This window comes from Rhizobium sp. O111, assembly GCF_055616315.1.
Genome location: NZ_JBSHXL010000003.1, coordinates 761,103 through 780,616, shown reverse-complemented (window position 1 = coordinate 780,616; position 19,514 = coordinate 761,103). Strand labels below are relative to the sequence as shown.

The following is a 19,514-nucleotide window of genomic DNA, read 5'->3' as shown; positions in this document are numbered from 1 at the left end:
GACTTCAGGCCGTAGCTAATCAGTTCGCCAGACACGCCCCGGCAACTGCGGCGACCATGCAGATAGATGACTTTCATGCCCATTTGGGCCGGGGCACGGAATTCAAGAGCGACTTTGTGTAGGGATGTTCCGGGTAATTGAAGAGGATTTCCGTATCGCTTTCCTCAACCACCTTGCCTTGTTGCATAACCAATATCCGGTCGGCGAACTCACGCACGATCGGCAGGTCATGCGTGATGAAAACGTAAGAGAGCCCTAGCCTGCTGCGCAGATCGGCCAAAAGCCCGATGACCTGCATCTGGATCGACACGTCAAGCGCTGAGACAGCTTCGTCGCACACGATCAGTTCAGGCTCACTGGCCAATGCCCGCGCAATCGCGATGCGTTGTCGTTGACCACCGGAAAACTGGTGAGGATGACGCTCGGCATGTTCAGCCTTGAGCCCGACAAGCTCCAGAAGCTCCACAACTCGGTCCTTCCAGCCTGCTTTTGGCATGATGTCGCGATGGATTGCCCAGGGCTCGGAAATGATCGAGCGCACATTCATCCGGGGGTTCATCGAGCCAAAGGGATCCTGGAACACCATCTGCACGCGCCGTCGGAATCCGTTCAGCGCTTTTCCTCCCAGCAAGAACACATCCTCCTCGCCAAAAATCGCCTTGCCTGATGTGGGTTCATCGAGCCTGAGCAACATGCGGGCGATGCTCGACTTACCGGAACCGGACTCACCCACGATACCGACCGTTTCGCCGCGACGGACAGTGAAGCTGACGTCATCGACGGCCCGGAATTCCCGTTTCGGCGAGAACGGACCGGCGCCGAGAACGTAGTGTTTACTGAGTTTCTCGACCTTCAACAGAACGTCGCCCTTGACCTCCGTCCGCGTTCGCTCCGACGCCTCACCGCCGTGAGGCATAGCTGACATCAGCCGACGGGTATAGGCATGGGCAGGGTTGGTGAAGACGTCCTGCGCCTTGCCGCTCTCGACCACCTTGCCGCCATTCATCACAATGATGCGGTCCGCCATCGCCGCGGCGACCTCAAGATCGTGCGTTATCATGATCAGTGCCATGCCGGTTTCACGTTGCAAGTCACTGAGCAGTTCCAGGATCTGCGATTGCACGCTGACATCAAGCGCCGTCGTCGGCTCGTCGGCGATGAGAATGTCCGGTTTCAGCGCGATTGCCATGGCGATCATGACACGCTGGCGCTGTCCGCCGGAGAACTGATGCGGATAATAGTCGATCCGCCTTCCGGCATCAGGAATGCCGACACGCTCCAGCAGTTTGACGACCCTGTCCCGCACCGAGCCCGCGTCACCATCACTATGAGCTTCAAAGACTTCTTCGATCTGCCGTCCAACAGTGTAGACCGGATTGAGATAGGCCAACGGGTCCTGGAATATCATCGCGATACGCCGCCCGTTCAACGCGCGGCGTCCCTCCTCATCAAGGCGCGACATATCCATGCCATCGAAAATTAGCGAGCCCGAGACGATATCGCCCGGCGGGCAGTCGATCAGGCCCATCACAGTTCCGGTGCTGACGCTCTTGCCAGATCCACTTTCGCCCAGAATAACCAGCGTCTCGCCGGGGCAGACGTTGAACGATACGTTGTCGACGGCACGGACCGGATCACCCTCGGACAGAAAGTCGACCGTCAGGTTCTTGATCGTGAGGATGGCTTTGTCCGAATCTGTCATCGTGGGGCCTTTCGCAGCGATTGCAGGCGCCAGCGCTGCAGCGGATCGGCAACGGTCCGTGCCCAGCTGGCGAGAATGTTCAGGGAAAGGGTCGTCAGCAGGATTGCCAAGCCCGGCCAGAAGGCAATCCACCAGGCGGATGCGAGATAACCACGTCCATTGGCTACCATCGCGCCCCAGGTGAAATCGGGAGGCTGGATACCGAGGCCGAGGAAACTCAGCGAGGATTCCGCCAGGATCACGGTCGCGAAATCGATTGCTGCGATGGTTCCCAGCGTTGGCAAAACCAGTGGCGCAATGTGCCGGAACAGGATGCGGCCGGAACTCGCGCCCATCGAGCGGGCGGCGCTGACGAACATTCGCTCGCGCAATTCCAGAACCTCGGCGCGCGCGGTGCGGATAAAGATCGGCATGCGGGTGATCGCCAGGACGATCACAAGATTCATCATGCTGGGGCCGAGCGTGTAGAGCACGATCAACGCCAGAAGCAATGATGGAAAACTCATGATCACGTCAGCGAGACGCAGGATGACATGACTGTACCAGCGCTCGGAATAGCCGGCGATCAAGCCAAGCATGCCGCCAGTAGCCGTGGAGACGAAAACGGCGGCGGCGGCAATGCCGAGGGTGTTTTGTGCACCAACAATCAGCCGGGCCAGAATCGGGCGTCCCAACGTATCGGCGCCGAGGATGTACAGGAAACCCTGCTCTGTGGAAAAGGGCGCCAGATTGCGCTGTCTGAGCCCGAGCTTGCCGGCAAGGTCGCCCACCAGCAGCGGGCCAAAGAGGACACAGGCAAGGAGCAGGACAAGGAAGAGCGCGGCGCAGAGCGCCAGCTTGTCACGAGCGAGGTAGATCGCCAGTTGCCGCGCGTTTCCGGGCGATTTCGCGGACGCGATTGTCACGTCGGCCATGGTCGTCCTCCCTCAGTAGCGGATGCGCGGATCGAGCGTGACATAAAGCAGATCGATCGCGATGTTGACGATGAAGATGGCGATGGCCGTTATAAGGATCGCCGACTGCACAACGGCGAAATCCCGCTGGATGATGGAATCGATCATCAGCTTGCCGATGCCTGGCCAACCGAAAATTGTCTCAACAACAACGGCGCCGTTGATCAATCCCGTAGCCAGATCCCCCGCGACTGTAATGACCGGAAGCAGCGAATTCCTCAAGGCGTGACCGAAGATGATCTTGCGGCGCACCATGCCCTTCGCATGAGCCATCTTGATATAGGGCGAGGCAAGCGCTGAGATCATCGTTCCGCGCACCACCTGCACTAGAAGACCAAAGGGGCGCAGCATGAGTACCGCGATTGGCATGATCCAATGCCAACCGGTTCCGGTGCCAGATGTTGGCAGAAGCCCAAGCCCTACCGCAAAGACGAGAATGCCGACGATTGCAACCCAGAAATCGGGTGTGCTAGCACCGGATAGCGATACAAGTCCGGCGATACGATCAAACACGCTGCGGGGCCGTGCGGCGGCCAAAGCGCCGACGATGATCGCAAGCACAGTTGCCAATGTCATTGCGACGAAGGCAAGTTTCAACGTGGCCGGAAAGGCTTCGAGCGCCACGTCGATGGCGGACCGGTTCTGGCGCAGCGATTGACCAAAATCCAGCGACAGCAAATTCTGCAGGTATTGCAGGAACTGAACGTGAATGGGCTGATCGAGACCGTTCAGTCGCGCAAACGCTTCTCGCGCCTCAAGGCTGGAATCGAGTGGTAGATAAAGCGCCGAGGGGTCGCCCGTCAGGCGTGTCAGGAAGAAGACGAGTGTCAGCAGACCGACCAGCGATATTATGCTGTGATACGCCCGCCGGCCGATATAGCCGAGCATCATCTGGAACCTCTGGTTTCACTTGGAGTTCAGGCGAGCGCGGAAGATCTTCTCCACGCCCGCCCGGTCTGTTGTGGCTTAATTCTTGAGGCCGATATTCGCGAGTGGAATCTCGCTGTTGGTGGTGATGTCGGGCTTCCAGTCGAGACGCTTGCCAACGCGGGTGTAGCCGATCATGTGGAACATCGGAATGTCCAAAGCCAGTTCGTCATGTACCTTGTTGAAGACCGCCTTGAACCGGGTTGTGCGATCCTCTCCGGTGGCTGCTAGAGCATCGGCGATTTCCTTATCCAGCGCAGGGTCGCTGACGGTGGAATAGCTACCCGCCGAGGTGTAGAAGATTGGAATGGTGAAGGCGGCATCACCCTTGTTGTTGTCGTGCATCATCTGCAGCAAGTTGGGACCGCGGCCTTCCGGGAACGGTTTCTGGAGATATCGCAGCCAATCGTTCACATCCAGCATGGTGAGCTTCACGTTGAGGCCGACATCCTGCCACATGGCCATCATGGCCTCCATGGCTTCCGTACCGTTCGGATAGATGCCGTTGCGGCCGATCAGTTCGATCTCCGTATCGACAGGGACGCCCGCTGCCTTTGCCTCGGCAATCAACGCGCGCGCCTGCTCAGCGTCGAACGTCCAGGGCGCCAGCTTGTCGTCGTGGCCATTGATACCGACGACGACCATTTGTGATGCGCGCTTGGTATCGTCTCCGAAAAGCTGCGCAAGGCCTTCCCAGTCAATCGCAAGGTTAAGAGCCTTGCGAATACGAACATCGTCTAGCGGCGCAAACCCGGCATCAATGCGCAGCGCTGTCGTTTCCGAATTAAGATAGGCGAAATCCGTTTCGGGATTGACAGCGTCCTGGATCGCGATGGACGGCGTCAGGTCTGCTTCACCGGTCTCCACCATGGCAGCGCGGATCGAGGATTCCGGACGCCAGACGTAGCTGGCCTTGGTGATGGCGGGCTTTTTGCCCCAATAGCCGTCAAAGCCTTCTAATACGACCGTCTGCGGCGTAAAGCTTGCAAGCTTGAAAGGACCGGTACCGATAGGATCATTGACCGCCTTGTCGATCGGTGTGTTCGGAGAGACCACCATGACCACGCTGAGCAATGTCGGCAGGATCGGTTGCGGTGTATCCGACGTGATCTCGACCGTCAGGTCATCGACAGCCGTCACCGCGAGCTTGGCGGCGCCGAACTTGGCAATATTGCTGCAGGTCACCTTCCCGCCGGTCATGCGCTCGATCGAGAATTTGACGGCTTCTGCATTGAAAATGGCACCATCCTGGAACTTCACACCTTCGCGCAGTTTCAGCCGCCAGGTGTTCGGATCTGTCTGGGTCCACTCGGTAGCAAGGCCCGGTGTTGCCTGACCGTTCGTGGGATCGATGACCGTCAGCGGTTCGACGACATTGCGGCCAAGAATCTGCCCGACATTGGTGATGATGGTGCCGCAAGGCTCGAGGTTTGCCGGCTGCTCCGGCAGAACAATATTGATTTCAGACGAACTCTGCGCTGTTGCATGGCCGGCGAAACTTGCCACGACCATCGCGCCCGCGATGAAACGAATAGACTTTATAGGCATTTGCACTCCTCCCAAAAGTGAAACGATGAAGTTTTAATATTGCGTCGTCGACGGGCGCTGCTCTCTCAGCGCCTGCCGACGGCTTTGCTTAACCCTGGGCTCCCTTTATCAGGTCATGCAGGATTTCCCGCTCCTCACCCGTCAGATCAACCAGCGGGGGACGAACCGGACCTGGGGTATAGCCGACCAGATCAACACCTGCCTTGATGATGGAGACCGGGTAGCCCGCCTTGCGATCGCGAAGCGCGGCAAAGGGGAAGAAGAATTTATGAAGAATAGTCTCCATTGTCGTACGATCACCCGCTCGCATGGCGCGATAGAAGCGCTGCGCCAGTTCGGGCACAAAGTTGAAGACGGCCGAAGAATAGGTGGTAACCCCTACACCGTTGAAACCTTCGGCGAAAAGTTCATGAGTCGGCATGCCGCCGATATAGCAGAGCCGGTCGCCCAGCTTGGCCGTCACATGGCGCACGAGATCCACCCTGCCCGTGCCGTCCTTGAAACCGATAAGGTTGGTGCAGGCTTCCGCCAAACGCGCGACTGTATCGGCGTTGGCAACGGAATTGGCTCGATTATAGAGAATCACACCCAGGCTCGTGGAATCGCAGACGGCTTTAACATGAGCGAAAATGCCGTCTTGCGGCGCTTCCGTGAGATAGTGCGGCAGCAGGAGAATCCCATCTGCCCCAGCCTTCTCCGCGATCGACGCGGTCTCAAAGGCGAGAGAGGCACCATAGCCGCATCCCGCGATGATCGGTACGTTACCGGAGACATCCTTGGCGGCTCTCGTCACTTCCCCCACCTCGGACGGTGACAGGGAAAAGAACTCTCCCGTCCCGCCGGCAGAAAACAGAGCAGCCGCCTCAAAACCCGACAGCCACTCTACGTGACGGCGATAGCTATCGAGATTGAGCTTGTAGTCCGACGTAAAGTGCGTGACTGGAAAGGACAGGAGCCCTGAGCCCACACGCGATTTGATTTCTTCAGGCGACAACGAATTTCCTCCCACACTGAAAACCTTCCGGTGGGATAATTCATATTATGACTTTTTAAGATGAGTCAACCATTTTCATCTTTTTTATGAGATTGCCCCCATGATGTCAGAGAGCGGTAACGCTTGATACCCGTCACAAGATGTCGCCGCATAGCCTCGCGCGCCCGGTCGGGATCGCGGGCTAAAATCGCCTCGGCGATATCTCGATGCTCGTCGAGTATCGGGGCGTCCCTACTCGGCAGCGGGTCGACACCGCCCATGACCGTGCGAAACTTCACACGTGGAATCATCCGCCTCCCCACATGTTCGAGGAACGTTTTGAAACGGGCGTTGTTGGTCGCCGTTGCGATAGCCATGTGGAACTGGAAGTCAGCCTCGTCGGTGGGATTTCCAATCGCAACGAGATTTGAGAATCGCTCGACCTGAGCTTGGATTTCGGCTTCCTGAGCCGGTGAACTTCTCATGGCTGCAAGACCTGCCGCCTCCACCTCGATGCCAATACGCAATTCCAATTCTTCAATGATATCGGATATCTTGTCAGTCTCGCCTGTAAACAGCCCAAGACCCGTATCGGACTGCCGCGGACCGATCACAAAGACGCCGGAGCCCTGCTTCGATTCGACAAGCCCGTCTGCCCTCAGAGCAGCGATCGCCTCGCGAACGACGGTGCGACTGACCCCGAACTTGTCGGTCAACGCGGGTTCGGTAGGCAACTTGTCTCCGATTGCGTAATAGCCTGCATCGATCTGCGCTCGAAGTGCGTCTTCGACTCCCGCAGATAAGGATCTGTGGCCGCGCGAGCGTTTCAGTTCTGACATTATCCCCCCAAATTCATCCGAAATTCATTACATTATCATAGCATGCATCATGACTATTTGCGATCACTTTGGGAGCAGTTTTGCAGCTTTTGTTGAGAGATGCGCTATGCCCCTTCGGCAATATGCGGATGTGCCTCAGCATTAGCGAGATTGCCGCTTCAATGTCAGATGAACTTTGAGACCTCAGGTTTGGCGCCTTGAGTAGATTCGAACCATCGACTAGGCCATTTCTCTCGACCGTTCACGGAACTAGCACTACTTTGGCAGAATTAAAATTTCGCTTTGAAGATGCCGTTGGCAGTGCGGACATCGGATTTGTACTGTCGGTATAGCAAGCGCATTTATCACGGCCCGGCGGATGGCAGGCAAGGTCGGCTCAGGTGGTCCACGACGAACTCGCCGCTTCTTTTTTTTCCCGCTTTGCAGTCTGCAATCTTTGGTGCTGGAGGAAGGCATAGGCGATCATCGTCATCAGAGCGTGTCGGTGCAGTCCTTGCCATGATCGGCCTTCGAAGTGATCGAGACCAAGCTCCTCTTTCATCTGCTGGTGCGCCTGCTCGCAAACCCATCTCGCCTTGATGGCGGACGCCAGCACTTTCAAAGTCGCATCGGCTGGTAAGTTGGAGAGGTAGTATTTGCGCTCGTCGTTTGATCGCCACTCGCCAACCAGCCAGGCTTCCTCACCCGGCATGTGCTGTTGTCCCTTGTCGAGAATACGTTGCGGCGTACCGTCGGCGATCCGGATGCGCAATGCCGCAAAACGTGCTGTCAGGCGACCTTTTGTACCATGCCTCCAACTAACCTTTTTCCAGCGTGCAGAAGTCAGCATCGTTTCTGCGGCAACCGACAGGGTGTCGGGGATCGAATGCTTGCGAGGACGGCCATGACCGGCGACGGGAAAGATCAATCCGACATCATAGGGATAGACCTTCTGATGCTTGGGGATGCCGACCGCCCAGGTGAGGCCGCGGCCACTCAATCCCTTTCGGAAGGCCGCCGACAGGCCGTAGCCTGCGTCAGCCAGAACTGTGCCGAACCGGACACCCGCCACGATCAACCGATCGATCTCGGCAAGAGCGATCTCCGGCTTCGTACGAGACGTTCGCATGCTGTCTGGAACACCGGCCCTTGCCATGCGCTGCTGATCACCGATCCAGCTTTCAGGCAGGAACAAACGCAAGCCCACCGGGACCGGCACCTCGTCTCGCGCAAGCGTCACTGACACCAATGTCTGGCAATTTGCTCTCTTGCCCAGCATTGAAGCATATTGCGGAGCGACACCGACCGAGTGGTCGCCCTTCTTCGGCAAACCGGTGTCATCGATCACCAGAAACGCATCGGATGCACCCACGATCCTGTCCGCCTGTCGCGCGAGTTCAGTCTCAAGAGGCGCTGAATCCCAAAGGCCATCAGAAATGAAATGGTGGAGGCGGTCGTACTGGCCTGGAGCAAACCGCTCGGCCATCGGCTCGATGCTCTTGCGGTCACCGGGACCGATCAGCCCAGACACATAAAGTGGACACATCTGTCGTCGTTTCTTGTGTCCAAGCTTCTCCAGAAACGGCTGCAAAAATGCCGAAAGATCCGAATCCCAATCCGTCATGTCCCGCCCTCGATAAAGAGAGCCACAATCATCTCAAACGTGCCTTGCCCGAATCTGCCAAAGTAGTGCTAGGGCGTAGACTCATAACGACCTGATCCAGATGCGGGTGGCGAGTAGTTTTACGGCTGCTAGGAAGTTTTGAGGGTCCTTGTCATATCGAGTGGCAATCCCTCTGAACTGCTTGAGCTTGTTGAAGAATCGCTCGACGAGGTTTCGCTGCCTATAGACCCATGAGCTGAACGGAAAGCTCTCCTTGCGGTTTCGCTTTGCTGGAATATTGGCCCACGCCCGTTTTGTTTTTGCCAAGGTTCGAAGGGCGTTTGTATCATAAGCCCTGTCTGCCAAAAGTATGGCACCCTTTCCGATATCCTTCAGCATTGGCTCGGCGGCCCTGCTGTCGTGCACTTGTCCTGGGGTCAGGTCGATGCCAATTGGACGGCCATCTGCATCGACAAGAGCATGGATTTTCGTCGTCAAGCCGCCGCGGGAACGTCCCATGCAGCCATCGTCTTGATCCCCCTTTTTCCCGTGGCCGCATGTTGATGAACGCGGATACAGGAACTGTCGATCATGACAATATCGCCGTCGAAGGCCCTTGAGACCTCCTCCAGAACATGGTCCCAGACACCAGCCTTTCTCCAACGGACAAAACGATTGTAGCAGGTTGTGTAGGGGCCATAGCGCTCAGGAACATCCGCCCAGGGCGAGCCGGTCCGAAATCGCCACAAGATGCCGTTGATTACGCGCCGGTCGTCAACTCGCGGGACGCCGCGAGGCTTGTTAGGAAGAAGCGGTTGGATAATGCTCCATTCGAAATCAGTCAGGTCGAACCGGCGACGGGTCATCTGAGGCCTCCAAATCAAAGCCTCATTGAATCAAAGCCATGCCCGCGTGTGAACCCCGTTTATGAGTGTAGGGCCTAAAAAGTTGTGCCGAAGTGCGGCGTCGTCGCTCGCAAAAATAGACTGGCTCGGCAGCTCCAGCAGATGAGCCGGCCGTCGCGCTGCGATTACCGCGCTAAGCTCGCCGGCTACGATCATTTCCTAACAACTCCCTTCAGTCCGCCCCCGATGAGAAAGGTCACATCCATCAACGCTATCATCGGGTTGCCCGCGCCTGAAACCGCAAGATAGCGCGGTTGCCAGTGCGGGAGGAACTTCGATTTGAATGCCCGAAGGCCTTTGAAATTGTAGAAGCGCTCTCCGTGCTCGAAGACATTGCGGCCGATGCGGTCCCAGACAGGGGCCGTTTCGCGCTTCGACATCCCTGAAAGCGGCGCCATACCGAGGTTGAAGTACTTGTAGCCCTCCGCTTTCAGATGCTCCATGATCTGCACGAAGAGGAAGTCCATGGCGCCTTTTGGCGCATCTGGCGAGAAGCGCATCAGGTCGATCGTGGCTTCGAACTTGGTTTCGGTGACGAGGATATTGGCAAAGGCAACAATTCGGCCGTCCTTCCTCAACACGCCGACTGGCTGCGACATGACGTAATCTGGCTTGAAGGCGCCGAGGGAGAAGCCTTTCTCCCTGGTATTGTGGTCTTCTAGCCAGGCGCTCGAAACTGCGGACAAGTCGTCGAAAATGGACGTTACCCCTTCCGCCAAGATGACTTCGAAACTCAAACCCTCGCGCTGGGCGCGGCTTGCCGTCTGGCGCAGGTTCGCCCATTTGCCACCTTTCATCTCGAAGGTGCGCAGATCCGCCACCGCCAGTTCGCCCAGCTTGAAGGCACGCAAGCCCGCATCGGCACAATGGGACAGCAGCGACGGCGAGATCTGGTAGAAGACCGCCCGGCAGCCAGCGGCACGTGCGGCCTCCACAAAGCGCCAGACCAGCTCCTGCACGGCGTGATGATCGCCGATAGGATCGAACAGCGCGATCCATGAGCGACCCTGCCGGCCGTACATGATGAAGGCGTCGCCCTTTTCGGAGAACATGATGGACTTGTCGCCCATGCGCACCAGGTTGGCGTCCGCACTATCCTGCTTGTCGACGATGTCCACTGCACGGCGAACGGCGTCTTCATCCGCCGGCTCAGGCTTGAAAGTCGCCGGCCGCAACAGGCTGAAGATGGAGATCGCCAGGGAAATGATGGTGATGCCGAGCAACGCTCGCAGACCGCGCGGCGCTTCCGCGGCAAATTCGAACTGCCACCAGAGCTCATTGCTGTATTCCACGTCACGATAGACGAAAAGCAGGATAACGACAGCGCCGACGACGATCACCGAGATGGCCATCAGCCAGGATGCCGTCATCGCCTGATTGAGCAGCGAGGCATGTCGGGTAAACAGCCGGCGACTGACGAACAGCCCAACGATCAGGAAGGCCAGGAGGGCCGCTTCGACAAGCGCGACGGCCTTCAGCAGCGAAAGTGTCAGTGCGGCAAGCGCAGACAAAACCGCCACCCACCAGGCACCATCGAGCCGCTGGCCAAGGCCACGGGCGGCGACAACCAGCGCGAGGCCGAACAGGCTGGACAGGAAATGCGCGCCTTCTACAATCGGCAGCGGCAGATAGTCGGAGAGCAGTTCAAGGTTCTGATCGGGCGTCGGCGTCACGCTCGAAAAGATCAGCATGCCGCCCAGAAGCAGCGCCAGCGCCGACAGAAGCTGCGGCATCAGCCGACCGCCTATGCGCCTGAGGCTAGAGGCGGTGGGATGGTCGACGAAGCGGCGAAGCTCGGTCGCCGATACCGCGAGAATAGCGATCAGGAGCGGCAGAACATGATAGATCAGGCGATAGAGGACCAGCGAGCCCAGAACGGCGTCGATATTCACCGCGCTGCCGAGCGAAGCGATGATGACGGTCTCGAAGACGCCGAGACCAGCCGGAACGTGGCTGAGCACTCCGAGCCCGATGGCAATCGCATAAACGGCCAGGAAAACCGGCCAGCCGATCGCCGTCTGCGGTAAGAGCACGTAGAGCACCGAGGCGGAGGCGGCGATATCGAAAGCCGTGACAAGGAACTGGCGCGACCACGTGCGCGAGTCCGGCAGACGTAATGTGGCCGGGCCGATCTCGATGATCCGACCATCGCGGCCAAGCACGACCAGAATGCCAAGGATCGCGAGGATCGTCCCCGCAATCACGCGAAGCCAGAAACTGCTGAAACTGATCAGCGACGCTATCTCACCAGCGATGACAAGCAAAGAGATCGCGGCGACGGCGGCGAGACCGAGGCCGAAGGACAACGTCACGAAGGCGATGACGCGGCCGATATCCTCGGGCGAAAGACCCAGTCGTGTATAGGCACGGTACCGGATCGCGCCACCTGACAGCGCACCGAAACCTGCGGTATTGCCCACCGCATATGCGCTGAAAGCCGTAAGCGCGACATACGGAAAAGGCAGGCGCTTGCCGATATAATCAATCGCATTGATATCGTAGAAGACGAGCGCCAGGAAGCTCAGTGCAGTAAAGAACATAGCTAACAGGATCGAGCTCAGGCTCATTTCCGCTAGCGCCTCGACTACATCATCGTAGCGAACCTCGTCCGTCAGCTGCATGATGGCATAACCGACGAGGCAGAACAGCGTCACCGTCGCAATTGCAACGAGTGGGGTGCGATAACGACGGAGAAGGTCCCGAAATCCGCCGACATCTTCGCGTTGCATTTCTTCCAAATCGTTCGGACCCGCCATGTTACCACCAAGGATTGCTACCTACCGCAGCGCCGGCATGAGCTTAGCTTTCATGGATTCGCCACCCCATCCCTATCAATGGACAGATCGACTGATGACGCGATGGGGATAGGCGGCCTTGAACTGCGCCATCATCGCGCTGGCCTCCTGCAGCACACGTTCGGCCTTTTCAGGATCATCGCGAGCAAGTTCGTCAGCATTGACGCGCATTGCTTCTGCCATGCTGGCGGACATCATCGCGAACTTCCCTTCTCCATAGACCAGCGCCTCGTTTGCAGCGGTCTCAAGCCATCTGGCAAAGTCCACAATGATCTCTTCGCGTTCATCGACGCCAACACTCTTGATGATGCTGATGTTCTCTTCCATGCAGGTATCACTCCATACACAATCAACGCACACCGAGTTCAACTCTCGGGCGGTCGATCAGCTAGGAAGACGAAAAATCAAAATCAAGAGTTCAATGGAGCTTGAACTCGCCCTCGACACGGCGCCATTCGTGTGGCCCGATCAGCCGCTGGTGGGAATAGCGGACAGAGTGGAGAGGCCCGTCGAGGTTCGCCTGCCAGAAGCCGAGGAACTTGTGCATCTCCGGAAAATCAGGTGCGAGATCATAGTCCTGCCAGACGTAGGTTTGCAGGACGGATTCGAAGTCGGGAATGCGGTAGAGGATATGCGCGGTGGTCAGCCCGTAGCCGTTGAGCTGACGCTCCAGATCCGACGAGAATTGCATGCTTCATCTCCGTTTCATGACGCTGCGAAGGTGACTTAAAATCTTGCACTCATCAATGGTTTTTTGAATTCGGCGATGCTGTTTATTGTTCCTTTCCAGCATGTTAGCAGCCAACGACGCCGAGTGCTAATTTTTCTTATCGACCCTCTTGAAATCGAAAAATCTCGAAAATAAATTTTGCCCGCCAACGCTCGTTTGAGGTTCGCACCCGCCCGGACTGGTCATCCGGTTCGGTAGGGTTTCAACGTCATCATTTTTGCTCAATGGAGGAAAACATGTCGTTCCGACCACTTCACGATCGCATTCTCGTCCGCCGGGTCGAATCCCAGGAAAAGACCAAGGGCGGCATCATCATCCCCGATACCGCAAAGGAGAAGCCGTCAGAAGGCGAGGTCGTCGCTGTCGGCACTGGCGCGCGTAACGAGGCCGGCCAGATCCAGGCGCTCGACGTCAAGGCTGGCGATCGCATCCTATTCGGCAAATGGTCCGGCACCGAGATCAAGATTAACGGTGAGGACCTGCTGATCATGAAGGAAAGTGATGTCCTAGGCATCATTGACGTTCAAGCCGAGCAGAAGAAGGCGGCCTGACGGGCTGTTTCGTATACCCACCACTATCAGTCAGTAGCTGCCTATTGAGGAGTTAGACAAATGGCTGCGAAAGAAGTCAAATTCCACACCGATGCCCGTGAACGCATGCTGCGTGGGGTCGATGTGCTTGCCAATGCGGTCAAGGTGACCCTCGGCCCAAAGGGGCGCAACGTCGTGATCGACAAGTCCTTTGGCGCACCGCGCATCACCAAGGACGGCGTATCCGTTGCCAAGGAAATCGAGCTCGAAGACAAATTCGAGAACATGGGCGCCCAGATGCTGCGAGAAGTGGCATCAAAGACCAATGATCTTGCCGGCGACGGCACCACGACCGCGACCGTGCTCGCCCAGGCGATCGTCAAGGAAGGCGCCAAGGCTGTCGCTTCGGGCATGAACCCGATGGACCTCAAGCGCGGCATCGACATCGCCGTCGACGCCGTCGTTAGGGAACTGAAGACCAACGCCCGCAAGATCACCAGCAATTCCGAGATCGCCCAGGTCGGCACGATCTCGGCGAACGGCGATGAAGAGATCGGCCGTTACCTCGCCGAGGCGATGGAAAAAGTCGGCAATGAGGGTGTGATCACCGTCGAGGAGGCCAAGACGGCGGAGACGGAGCTCGAGGTTGTCGAAGGTATGCAGTTCGATCGCGGCTACCTCAGCCCCTACTTCGTCACCAACCAGGACAAGATGCGGGTCGAACTCGAGGATCCCTACATCCTGATCCACGAGAAGAAGCTTTCGAACCTACAGGCCATGCTTCCGGTCCTGGAAGCAGTGGTGAAGTCAGGCAAGCCACTTCTGATCATCGCGGAAGACGTCGAAGGCGAAGCCCTAGCGACCCTGGTCGTCAACAAGCTGCGCGGCGGGCTTAAGATCGCCGCCGTCAAGGCGCCGGGCTTCGGCGACCGCCGCAAGGCGATGCTGGAAGACATCGCCGTCCTGACTGGCGGCACTGTTATATCCGAGGATGTCGGCATCAAGCTCGAAAACGTCACGCTGAACATGCTGGGCCGTGCCAAGAAGGTGGCAATCGAAAAGGAAAACACCACCATCATCGATGGCGTCGGCTCCAAGGCCGAAATTGATGGTCGCGTCGCGCAGATCCGGGCGCAGATCGAGGAGACCAGCTCCGATTACGACCGCGAGAAGCTGCAGGAACGCCTTGCCAAGCTAGCCGGTGGCGTTGCTGTCATCCGGGTCGGCGGTTCGACGGAAGTTGAAGTGAAGGAGAAGAAGGACCGAGTCGACGACGCCCTGCATGCAACCCGGGCCGCCGTCGAGGAAGGCATCCTTCCGGGCGGCGGTGTTGCATTGCTTCGCGCGGTGAATGCACTCCACGGTCTGCCGACCGCCAACGACGATCAGCGCGTCGGGATTGACATCGTCCGAAGGGCGATCGAGGCTCCCATCAGGCAGATCGCGGAAAACGCCGGCGCCGAGGGATCGATCGTGGTTGGAAAGCTGCGGGAAAAGAGCGAGCTGTCATATGGCTGGAATGCGCAGACCGGTGAGTATGGCGATCTCTACGCGCAGGGCGTCATTGATCCGGCAAAGGTCGTGCGCACCGCGCTCCAAGACGCCGCATCCGTTGCCGGCCTGCTGGTGACGACGGAAGCGATGATCGCTGAAAAGCCTAGGAAGGATACCGCTCCTGCTCTGCCGGCCGCCGCTGGCATGGATTTCTAGGCAACCAAGCAGGCCCGCCCCGCTCGGGGCGGGCTAGACCAAGGGGACAAGAATGATAGCGCCAGTTTCGAAGGAAGATTCACGTCTATGCGCCGGTGTGGTAAGGGAGGTCGCGCGTGCGAAAGGTGTCGACGCGGACCCGGCCGCGATCGGGGCCCTGATGGTGAAAGTCGCGAGGCTTTTCAATAAAGGACTACGCGAACGCGACAAGCTATTGTCAGCGGCCATGGACGAAGAAACAGCTGCCTGAATTGACTTTCGTGCTGGCGGTTTGTCTGCCAGCACGGATCCCGAACCCGCGAACCATATATTTGCACACTCGTGGCCCGCTCAGGCGCTTGTGTCGCCGCCGACGGGATCGCGCGTGCGATAACGTCGCTAGCTTCCCACCTAGCGAGGTAATTAACTGCTTCCGCGACGGTCGCCCGCTGTGCGCGCCTAACAAGTTGACGGTCTCCGCCAGTTTTCCAATCGCCTCGGCAAGCCGTCGCGCCTGACGCGGATTGACCTTGGAAACGACGGGCCACCGGTGGCCATGAAGCGTTCGAATGCCCCGTGATTGGCACCGGCCGGCTCACAGACGACACGCGCTAGAGGACGTCGGTATCACTTGCCGTGTTGCCCGCGCCCGGCCTGTCGCCAAGCAGGAAGCGCACCCGCAATCGCGCCAAAACTCGCCCCACCACTGATCATCGCAAGGAACGGGACCAAGCTGCTAAGCAAAATTACACCGGGGATCGATCCATGTGCAGCCGTAAAGAGCGGATAGGCAACCAGGAGCAGCACGATGCGAGAGGAACAAATGACGCGACGGTAGCCGCGTCTTCATTATTCGGGCCTATCTCCTTCAGACGCATGAGATGCTGTTCGATGCCCACAATCATGCATTTCGCGTGTTTGACGACATTCCCGGCCGCGGTATCTACGACAACATGCGCACGGCGATCGACAAGGTCGGCCGCGGCAAGGAGCGAGACGTCAATGTGCGGTTCCCGCTACCTGGATGTCAGAAGGACAGCTGAACTTTCATCGACTTGTTTCGGTCGCCGGCGGTTTCGAATGCGGCAATTGCATCCTCCAGCGGGAAGGTTCCGGTCAGAAGCGGCCTCAGGTCGACACGGCGCTTGTTGATCAGCGCGACGGCCAGCCCGAATTCCTCATGAAAGCGGAACGTTCCCTTCATCTCTATTTCCTTTGAGACGACCATGTTCTGCGGAATGGAAACATCGCCGCCAAGGCCGAGTTGGACGAGAGTGGAACGCGGCCGAAGTGCTTCGAGGCCTGAGCGTACCGCGCGCTCATTACCCGACGCTTCGAACTGCACGTCGAAATAGCCCTTGTTGGCCGAATAGGCCGACAGTTCGTCCGGATTGTCAGCGACGTTGATCACGCGGTCGGCACCGATCTCCAGCGCCTTGTTGAGAACCGTGTCCATCACGTCTGTGGCGACGATTTCGCGGGCGCCGTGGGCGCGCGCCGCGATGATCGCGAGCGCACCGATCGGCCCGCAGCCTGTCACCAGAACCCGCTTGTCGGTCAAGGGACCGGCACGGTTGACGCCATGCAGAGTGACCGCGAAGGGCTCGGCCATCGCCGCCTCGTTGATCGAGACGCCCTCGGCCACCTTGTGGCACTGATAGGCTTCGGCCACCAGACGTTGCCGGAACGCGCCCTGGATGTGCGGCATTGGCATGGCCGAGCCATAGAAACGCATGTTCAGGCAATGGTTCTGCTGGCCCTTGAGGCAATAGTCGCAGGCATTGCAGGGCCGAGATGGCGACACGGCGACACGGTCGCCGACAGCAAGACCGGAGACGCCTTCGCCCGACGCCTTGCCAAGAGAGACGATCGTCCCGGCCACTTCATGGCCAAGGATCATAGGCTCGCGTACGCGCACCGTGCCGAAGCCACCATGGTTGTAATAATGCAGGTCGGAACCGCAGATGCCGCCGGCCTCGATGGCGACCTCGACCTGTCCTGGCTGAAGCGCTTCGGCTTCGCGTTCCTCGATCCGAAGATCCTTGGCGGCGTGGATGACGACGGCTTTCATCGGGATCTCCTTACAACACCGGGGTCGGCAGGGTCTGGCCGGCAAAGTGGCAGGCGAGATTGTCGCGCACCAGCTTGCCCATTGCCCTGCGGGTTTCGATCGTGCCCGATGCATGATGCGGCTGCACCAGAACATTACCGAGCGTCAGAAAACGCGGGTTGAGCTTCGGCTCGCCTTCGAACACGTCGAGTGCGGCCGAGCCAAGCTTGCCGCTTTCGAGCGCGTCGAGAAGCGCATCCTCATCGATATTCGACGCCCTCGAGATATTGATCAACATGCCTTCCGGACCAAGTGCCTCGATCACCGGCTTCGACACGATATGGCGTGTCACGGCGGAGGCGGCGAGCGTTACGAACAGGAAGTCGGAGCGGTCTGCCAGTTCGACCGGATCAGCGATGAAGGTCATGTCCTTGGCGAAATCCTTGGCCGACACGTCGCTATAGGCGATGTCCATGTCGAAGCCCTTGAGACGCTTGGCGACTTCGCAGCCAATGCGGCCGAGGCCGAGAACACCGGCCTTGCGGCCCCAGACGCGACGCTTCAGCGGATAGAGTCCCTTGGCCGTCCAGCTGCCGTCCTTGACCCAGGTTTCCGCGCCGATCATGCCACGCGACTGCACCAGCATCATGCCAATGCCGAGATCGGCGACATCGTTCGTCAGGACATCTGGCGTGTTGGTGACGCGGATACCCCGGGCGCGAGCCGCATCCAGATTGACCGCATCGTAACCGACACCATAGACCGAGATTATTTCCAGCTTCGGCAACTGGCCGATGAGATCGGCCGAGGCGCCAAGCTCGCCGCGCGTGGCGATGCCGCGGATATCGGCGCCACGCTGCGCCAGAAACGCCTCGCGATCGGGGGCTTCATAAAGCTTGTGTACTTCAAACTGCGCTTCCAATTCGACCATATCCCATTCCGGATAGGGTCCGATCATCAGGATGTTCGGCTTGCTCATGGTTTCCTCCATTTGTTTTGTATCCGGTCTCAAGGACAGTTTGGCGACGCCAGATATTCGAGCGCCAAGCAGACGATCGCCTCCAGCGGTTGATTGATCTCGATCGCAACGACCCGGTCCTCTGCGCGAGGAGGCTCAAGCGTCGCGAGCTGGCTGTCGAGCAGCGATAGCGGCATGTAATCGTGACTGCGGGCCGCCATTCGCGCGGCCAGGACGTCGCGGTCGCCATGCAGATAGATGAAGACCACAGGCCTGCCGGCCAGCGCCCGAAGCCGATCGCGATATGACCGCTTCAGCGCCGAACAGGAGACGACGACATTGCCGTCGGCACCCAGCGCCCGACCGAGCGCATCGAGCCAGGGCCAGCGATCGGCATCATGCAGTGGTGAGCCTTTCCGCATCTTTTCGACATTCGCCGCGGGATGAAGACTGTCACCTTCGATGAAATCGGCGCCGATGCGGCGGGCAAGGCCGTCCCCCACCGAGGTTTTACCGCAGCCCGAGACGCCCATGACCACAACAGGCCCGACCAATGCCACCGGATCAAAGGCTGATTGTGATACCGCCGTCGACATAAAGCGTGTGTCCATTCACAAAAGATGATGCTCGGGACGACAGGAAAACGGCTGCGCCTGCCAGTTCCTCGACATTGCCCCAGCGACCGGCTGGCGTGCGTTTCTCCAACCACGCCGTGAACTCGGGATTGTCGACCAGCGCCTGATTAAGCGGCGTGCTGAAATAGCCGGGCGCCAATGCGTTGATTTGCAGACCGTATTTTGCCCAATCCGTCGCCATGCCACGGGTCAGATTTTTCACAGCGCCCTTGGTTGCCGTATAGGGCGCGATCCCGGGGCGAGCGAGTTCGCTCTGTACCGAGGCGATGTTGACGATTTTGCCGCGGCCGCGGCCAATCATGTGCCGGGCAACCGCCTGCCCGACGTAGAAGGCACTGGAGATATTGGTCTTCAACAACCCCTCCCAGCGATCCACCGGGAACTCCTCCAATGGACCGCGAAACTGCATGCCGGCATTGTTGATCAAAATATCGATCGGGCCGGTGCTGCCTTCGATCGCGTCGACGCCGCGCTTGACCGCGTCGGCATCCGTCACATCGAAATCGCTGGCCGAAACCCGGACGCCGATGTCTGCCAGTTCGCGGACTGCGACATCAAGCTTGCGCTGATTCCGACCGTTGAGCACGACCTCGGCGCCGTGCTCGGCAAGCCCGCGCGCAAGCGCGAACCCGATCCCCTGCGACGAGCCCGTGACGAGCGCTCGCAGACCGGCAAGGTCGAAAAGCGGGAACGTCATT

At 58.7% G+C, this 19,514-nt stretch carries 16 protein-coding genes and 2 pseudogenes; 3 read left to right on the top strand and 15 right to left on the bottom strand.

Going from position 1 to position 19,514, the window contains the following annotated elements:
* Positions 1-73: 73 nt before the first annotated feature.
* From ACVTFQ_RS29500 to ACVTFQ_RS29450, 11 genes and pseudogenes are all read right to left on the bottom strand, one after another.
* Positions 74-1,702 carry an ABC transporter ATP-binding protein gene (locus ACVTFQ_RS29500; protein ID WP_112436312.1) on the bottom strand — a complete coding sequence of 543 codons (1,629 nt, stop codon included), beginning with the start codon at positions 1,700-1,702 and terminating at the stop codon, positions 74-76.
* On the bottom strand, positions 1,699-2,616 hold the full coding sequence (locus ACVTFQ_RS29495) for an ABC transporter permease (RefSeq protein WP_111565405.1): 918 nt from the start codon (positions 2,614-2,616) through the stop codon (positions 1,699-1,701). The genes ACVTFQ_RS29500 and ACVTFQ_RS29495 overlap by 4 nt, the downstream gene beginning before the upstream one ends.
* Positions 2,617-2,628: 12 nt before the next feature.
* Complete coding sequence (locus ACVTFQ_RS29490; protein WP_413397052.1) at positions 2,629-3,543, bottom strand: ABC transporter permease; 915 nt, start codon at positions 3,541-3,543, stop codon at positions 2,629-2,631.
* Between the two features lie 78 nt (positions 3,544-3,621).
* A complete protein-coding gene (locus ACVTFQ_RS29485; protein WP_111565407.1) occupies positions 3,622-5,130 on the bottom strand; it encodes an ABC transporter substrate-binding protein in 1,509 nt (502 codons plus the stop codon).
* Positions 5,131-5,218: 88 nt separating this feature from the next.
* Positions 5,219-6,124, bottom strand: a complete 906-nt coding sequence (kdgD, locus tag ACVTFQ_RS29480; protein WP_111565408.1) for a 5-dehydro-4-deoxyglucarate dehydratase — start codon at positions 6,122-6,124, stop codon at positions 5,219-5,221.
* Between the two features lie 65 nt (positions 6,125-6,189).
* Entirely contained in the window at positions 6,190-6,942 is a 753-nt protein-coding gene (locus ACVTFQ_RS29475; protein WP_111565409.1) for a FadR/GntR family transcriptional regulator, read from the bottom strand.
* 376 nt (positions 6,943-7,318) lie between these two features.
* On the bottom strand, positions 7,319-8,545 hold the full coding sequence (locus tag ACVTFQ_RS29470; protein ID WP_113201027.1) for an IS701 family transposase: 1,227 nt from the start codon (positions 8,543-8,545) through the stop codon (positions 7,319-7,321).
* A gap of 81 nt (positions 8,546-8,626) precedes the next feature.
* Positions 8,627-9,390 (bottom strand): annotated as a pseudogene (locus tag ACVTFQ_RS29465) (IS5 family transposase).
* Positions 9,391-9,581: 191 nt separating this feature from the next.
* Positions 9,582-12,185: a bifunctional lysylphosphatidylglycerol flippase/synthetase MprF gene (mprF, locus tag ACVTFQ_RS29460; RefSeq protein WP_470424380.1), complete on the bottom strand. Its 2,604-nt coding sequence runs from the start codon at positions 12,183-12,185 to the stop codon at positions 9,582-9,584.
* Between the two features lie 75 nt (positions 12,186-12,260).
* Positions 12,261-12,551, bottom strand: a complete 291-nt coding sequence (locus ACVTFQ_RS29455; RefSeq protein ID WP_111565411.1) for a hypothetical protein — start codon at positions 12,549-12,551, stop codon at positions 12,261-12,263.
* 91 nt (positions 12,552-12,642) lie between these two features.
* Entirely contained in the window at positions 12,643-12,915 is a 273-nt protein-coding gene (locus ACVTFQ_RS29450; protein WP_111565412.1) for an usg protein, read from the bottom strand.
* Positions 12,916-13,190: 275 nt separating this feature from the next.
* Here ACVTFQ_RS29450 and groES point away from each other — a divergent pair, with 275 nt between their 5' ends.
* The 3 genes and pseudogenes from groES to ACVTFQ_RS29435 form a co-directional block, all read left to right on the top strand.
* On the top strand, positions 13,191-13,505 hold the full coding sequence (gene groES / locus ACVTFQ_RS29445) for a co-chaperone GroES (RefSeq protein WP_112437467.1): 315 nt from the start codon (positions 13,191-13,193) through the stop codon (positions 13,503-13,505).
* A 60-nt stretch (positions 13,506-13,565) separates the two neighbouring features.
* A complete protein-coding gene (gene groL / locus ACVTFQ_RS29440) occupies positions 13,566-15,194 on the top strand; it encodes a chaperonin GroEL (protein WP_112949882.1) in 1,629 nt (542 codons plus the stop codon).
* 815 nt (positions 15,195-16,009) lie between these two features.
* A pseudogene (locus tag ACVTFQ_RS29435) lies at positions 16,010-16,186 on the top strand (IS21 family transposase); the annotation flags it as partial.
* Between the two features lie 14 nt (positions 16,187-16,200).
* Here ACVTFQ_RS29435 and ACVTFQ_RS29430 read toward each other — a convergent pair.
* Genes ACVTFQ_RS29430 through ACVTFQ_RS29415 form a run of 4 tightly spaced genes read right to left on the bottom strand, consistent with a single transcriptional unit; the run spans position 16,201 to position 19,513 of the window.
* Positions 16,201-17,244: an L-idonate 5-dehydrogenase gene (locus ACVTFQ_RS29430; RefSeq protein WP_112437290.1), complete on the bottom strand. Its 1,044-nt coding sequence runs from the start codon at positions 17,242-17,244 to the stop codon at positions 16,201-16,203.
* Between the two features lie 10 nt (positions 17,245-17,254).
* Positions 17,255-18,202 (bottom strand): 2-hydroxyacid dehydrogenase, encoded by a 948-nt coding sequence (locus tag ACVTFQ_RS29425; protein WP_111565255.1) that lies wholly within the window; start codon positions 18,200-18,202, stop codon positions 17,255-17,257.
* A 29-nt stretch (positions 18,203-18,231) separates the two neighbouring features.
* Positions 18,232-18,777: a gluconokinase gene (locus tag ACVTFQ_RS29420; protein WP_181459372.1), complete on the bottom strand. Its 546-nt coding sequence runs from the start codon at positions 18,775-18,777 to the stop codon at positions 18,232-18,234.
* Positions 18,746-19,513 carry an SDR family oxidoreductase gene (locus ACVTFQ_RS29415; protein ID WP_470424379.1) on the bottom strand — a complete coding sequence of 256 codons (768 nt, stop codon included), beginning with the start codon at positions 19,511-19,513 and terminating at the stop codon, positions 18,746-18,748. The genes ACVTFQ_RS29420 and ACVTFQ_RS29415 overlap by 32 nt, the downstream gene beginning before the upstream one ends.
* Between the last annotated feature and the right edge of the window lies 1 nt (position 19,514).

Coding starts and splice junctions, on each gene's coding strand:
- ACVTFQ_RS29500 (WP_112436312.1), bottom strand. CDS start 1,702: ATGACAGATTCGGACAAAGCCATCCTCACGATCAAGAACCTGACGGTC.
- ACVTFQ_RS29495 (WP_111565405.1), bottom strand. CDS start 2,616: ATGGCCGACGTGACAATCGCGTCCGCGAAATCGCCCGGAAACGCGCGG.
- ACVTFQ_RS29490 (WP_413397052.1), bottom strand. CDS start 3,543: ATGCTCGGCTATATCGGCCGGCGGGCGTATCACAGCATAATATCGCTG.
- ACVTFQ_RS29485 (WP_111565407.1), bottom strand. CDS start 5,130: ATGCCTATAAAGTCTATTCGTTTCATCGCGGGCGCGATGGTCGTGGCA.
- ACVTFQ_RS29475 (WP_111565409.1), bottom strand. CDS start 6,942: ATGTCAGAACTGAAACGCTCGCGCGGCCACAGATCCTTATCTGCGGGA.
- ACVTFQ_RS29470 (WP_113201027.1), bottom strand. CDS start 8,545: ATGACGGATTGGGATTCGGATCTTTCGGCATTTTTGCAGCCGTTTCTG.
- mprF (WP_470424380.1), bottom strand. CDS start 12,185: ATGGCGGGTCCGAACGATTTGGAAGAAATGCAACGCGAAGATGTCGGC.
- ACVTFQ_RS29455 (WP_111565411.1), bottom strand. CDS start 12,551: ATGGAAGAGAACATCAGCATCATCAAGAGTGTTGGCGTCGATGAACGC.
- ACVTFQ_RS29450 (WP_111565412.1), bottom strand. CDS start 12,915: ATGCAATTCTCGTCGGATCTGGAGCGTCAGCTCAACGGCTACGGGCTG.
- groES (WP_112437467.1), top strand. CDS start 13,191: ATGTCGTTCCGACCACTTCACGATCGCATTCTCGTCCGCCGGGTCGAA.
- groL (WP_112949882.1), top strand. CDS start 13,566: ATGGCTGCGAAAGAAGTCAAATTCCACACCGATGCCCGTGAACGCATG.
- ACVTFQ_RS29430 (WP_112437290.1), bottom strand. CDS start 17,244: ATGAAAGCCGTCGTCATCCACGCCGCCAAGGATCTTCGGATCGAGGAA.
- ACVTFQ_RS29425 (WP_111565255.1), bottom strand. CDS start 18,202: ATGAGCAAGCCGAACATCCTGATGATCGGACCCTATCCGGAATGGGAT.
- ACVTFQ_RS29420 (WP_181459372.1), bottom strand. CDS start 18,777: ATGTCGACGGCGGTATCACAATCAGCCTTTGATCCGGTGGCATTGGTC.
- ACVTFQ_RS29415 (WP_470424379.1), bottom strand. CDS start 19,513: ATGACGTTCCCGCTTTTCGACCTTGCCGGTCTGCGAGCGCTCGTCACG.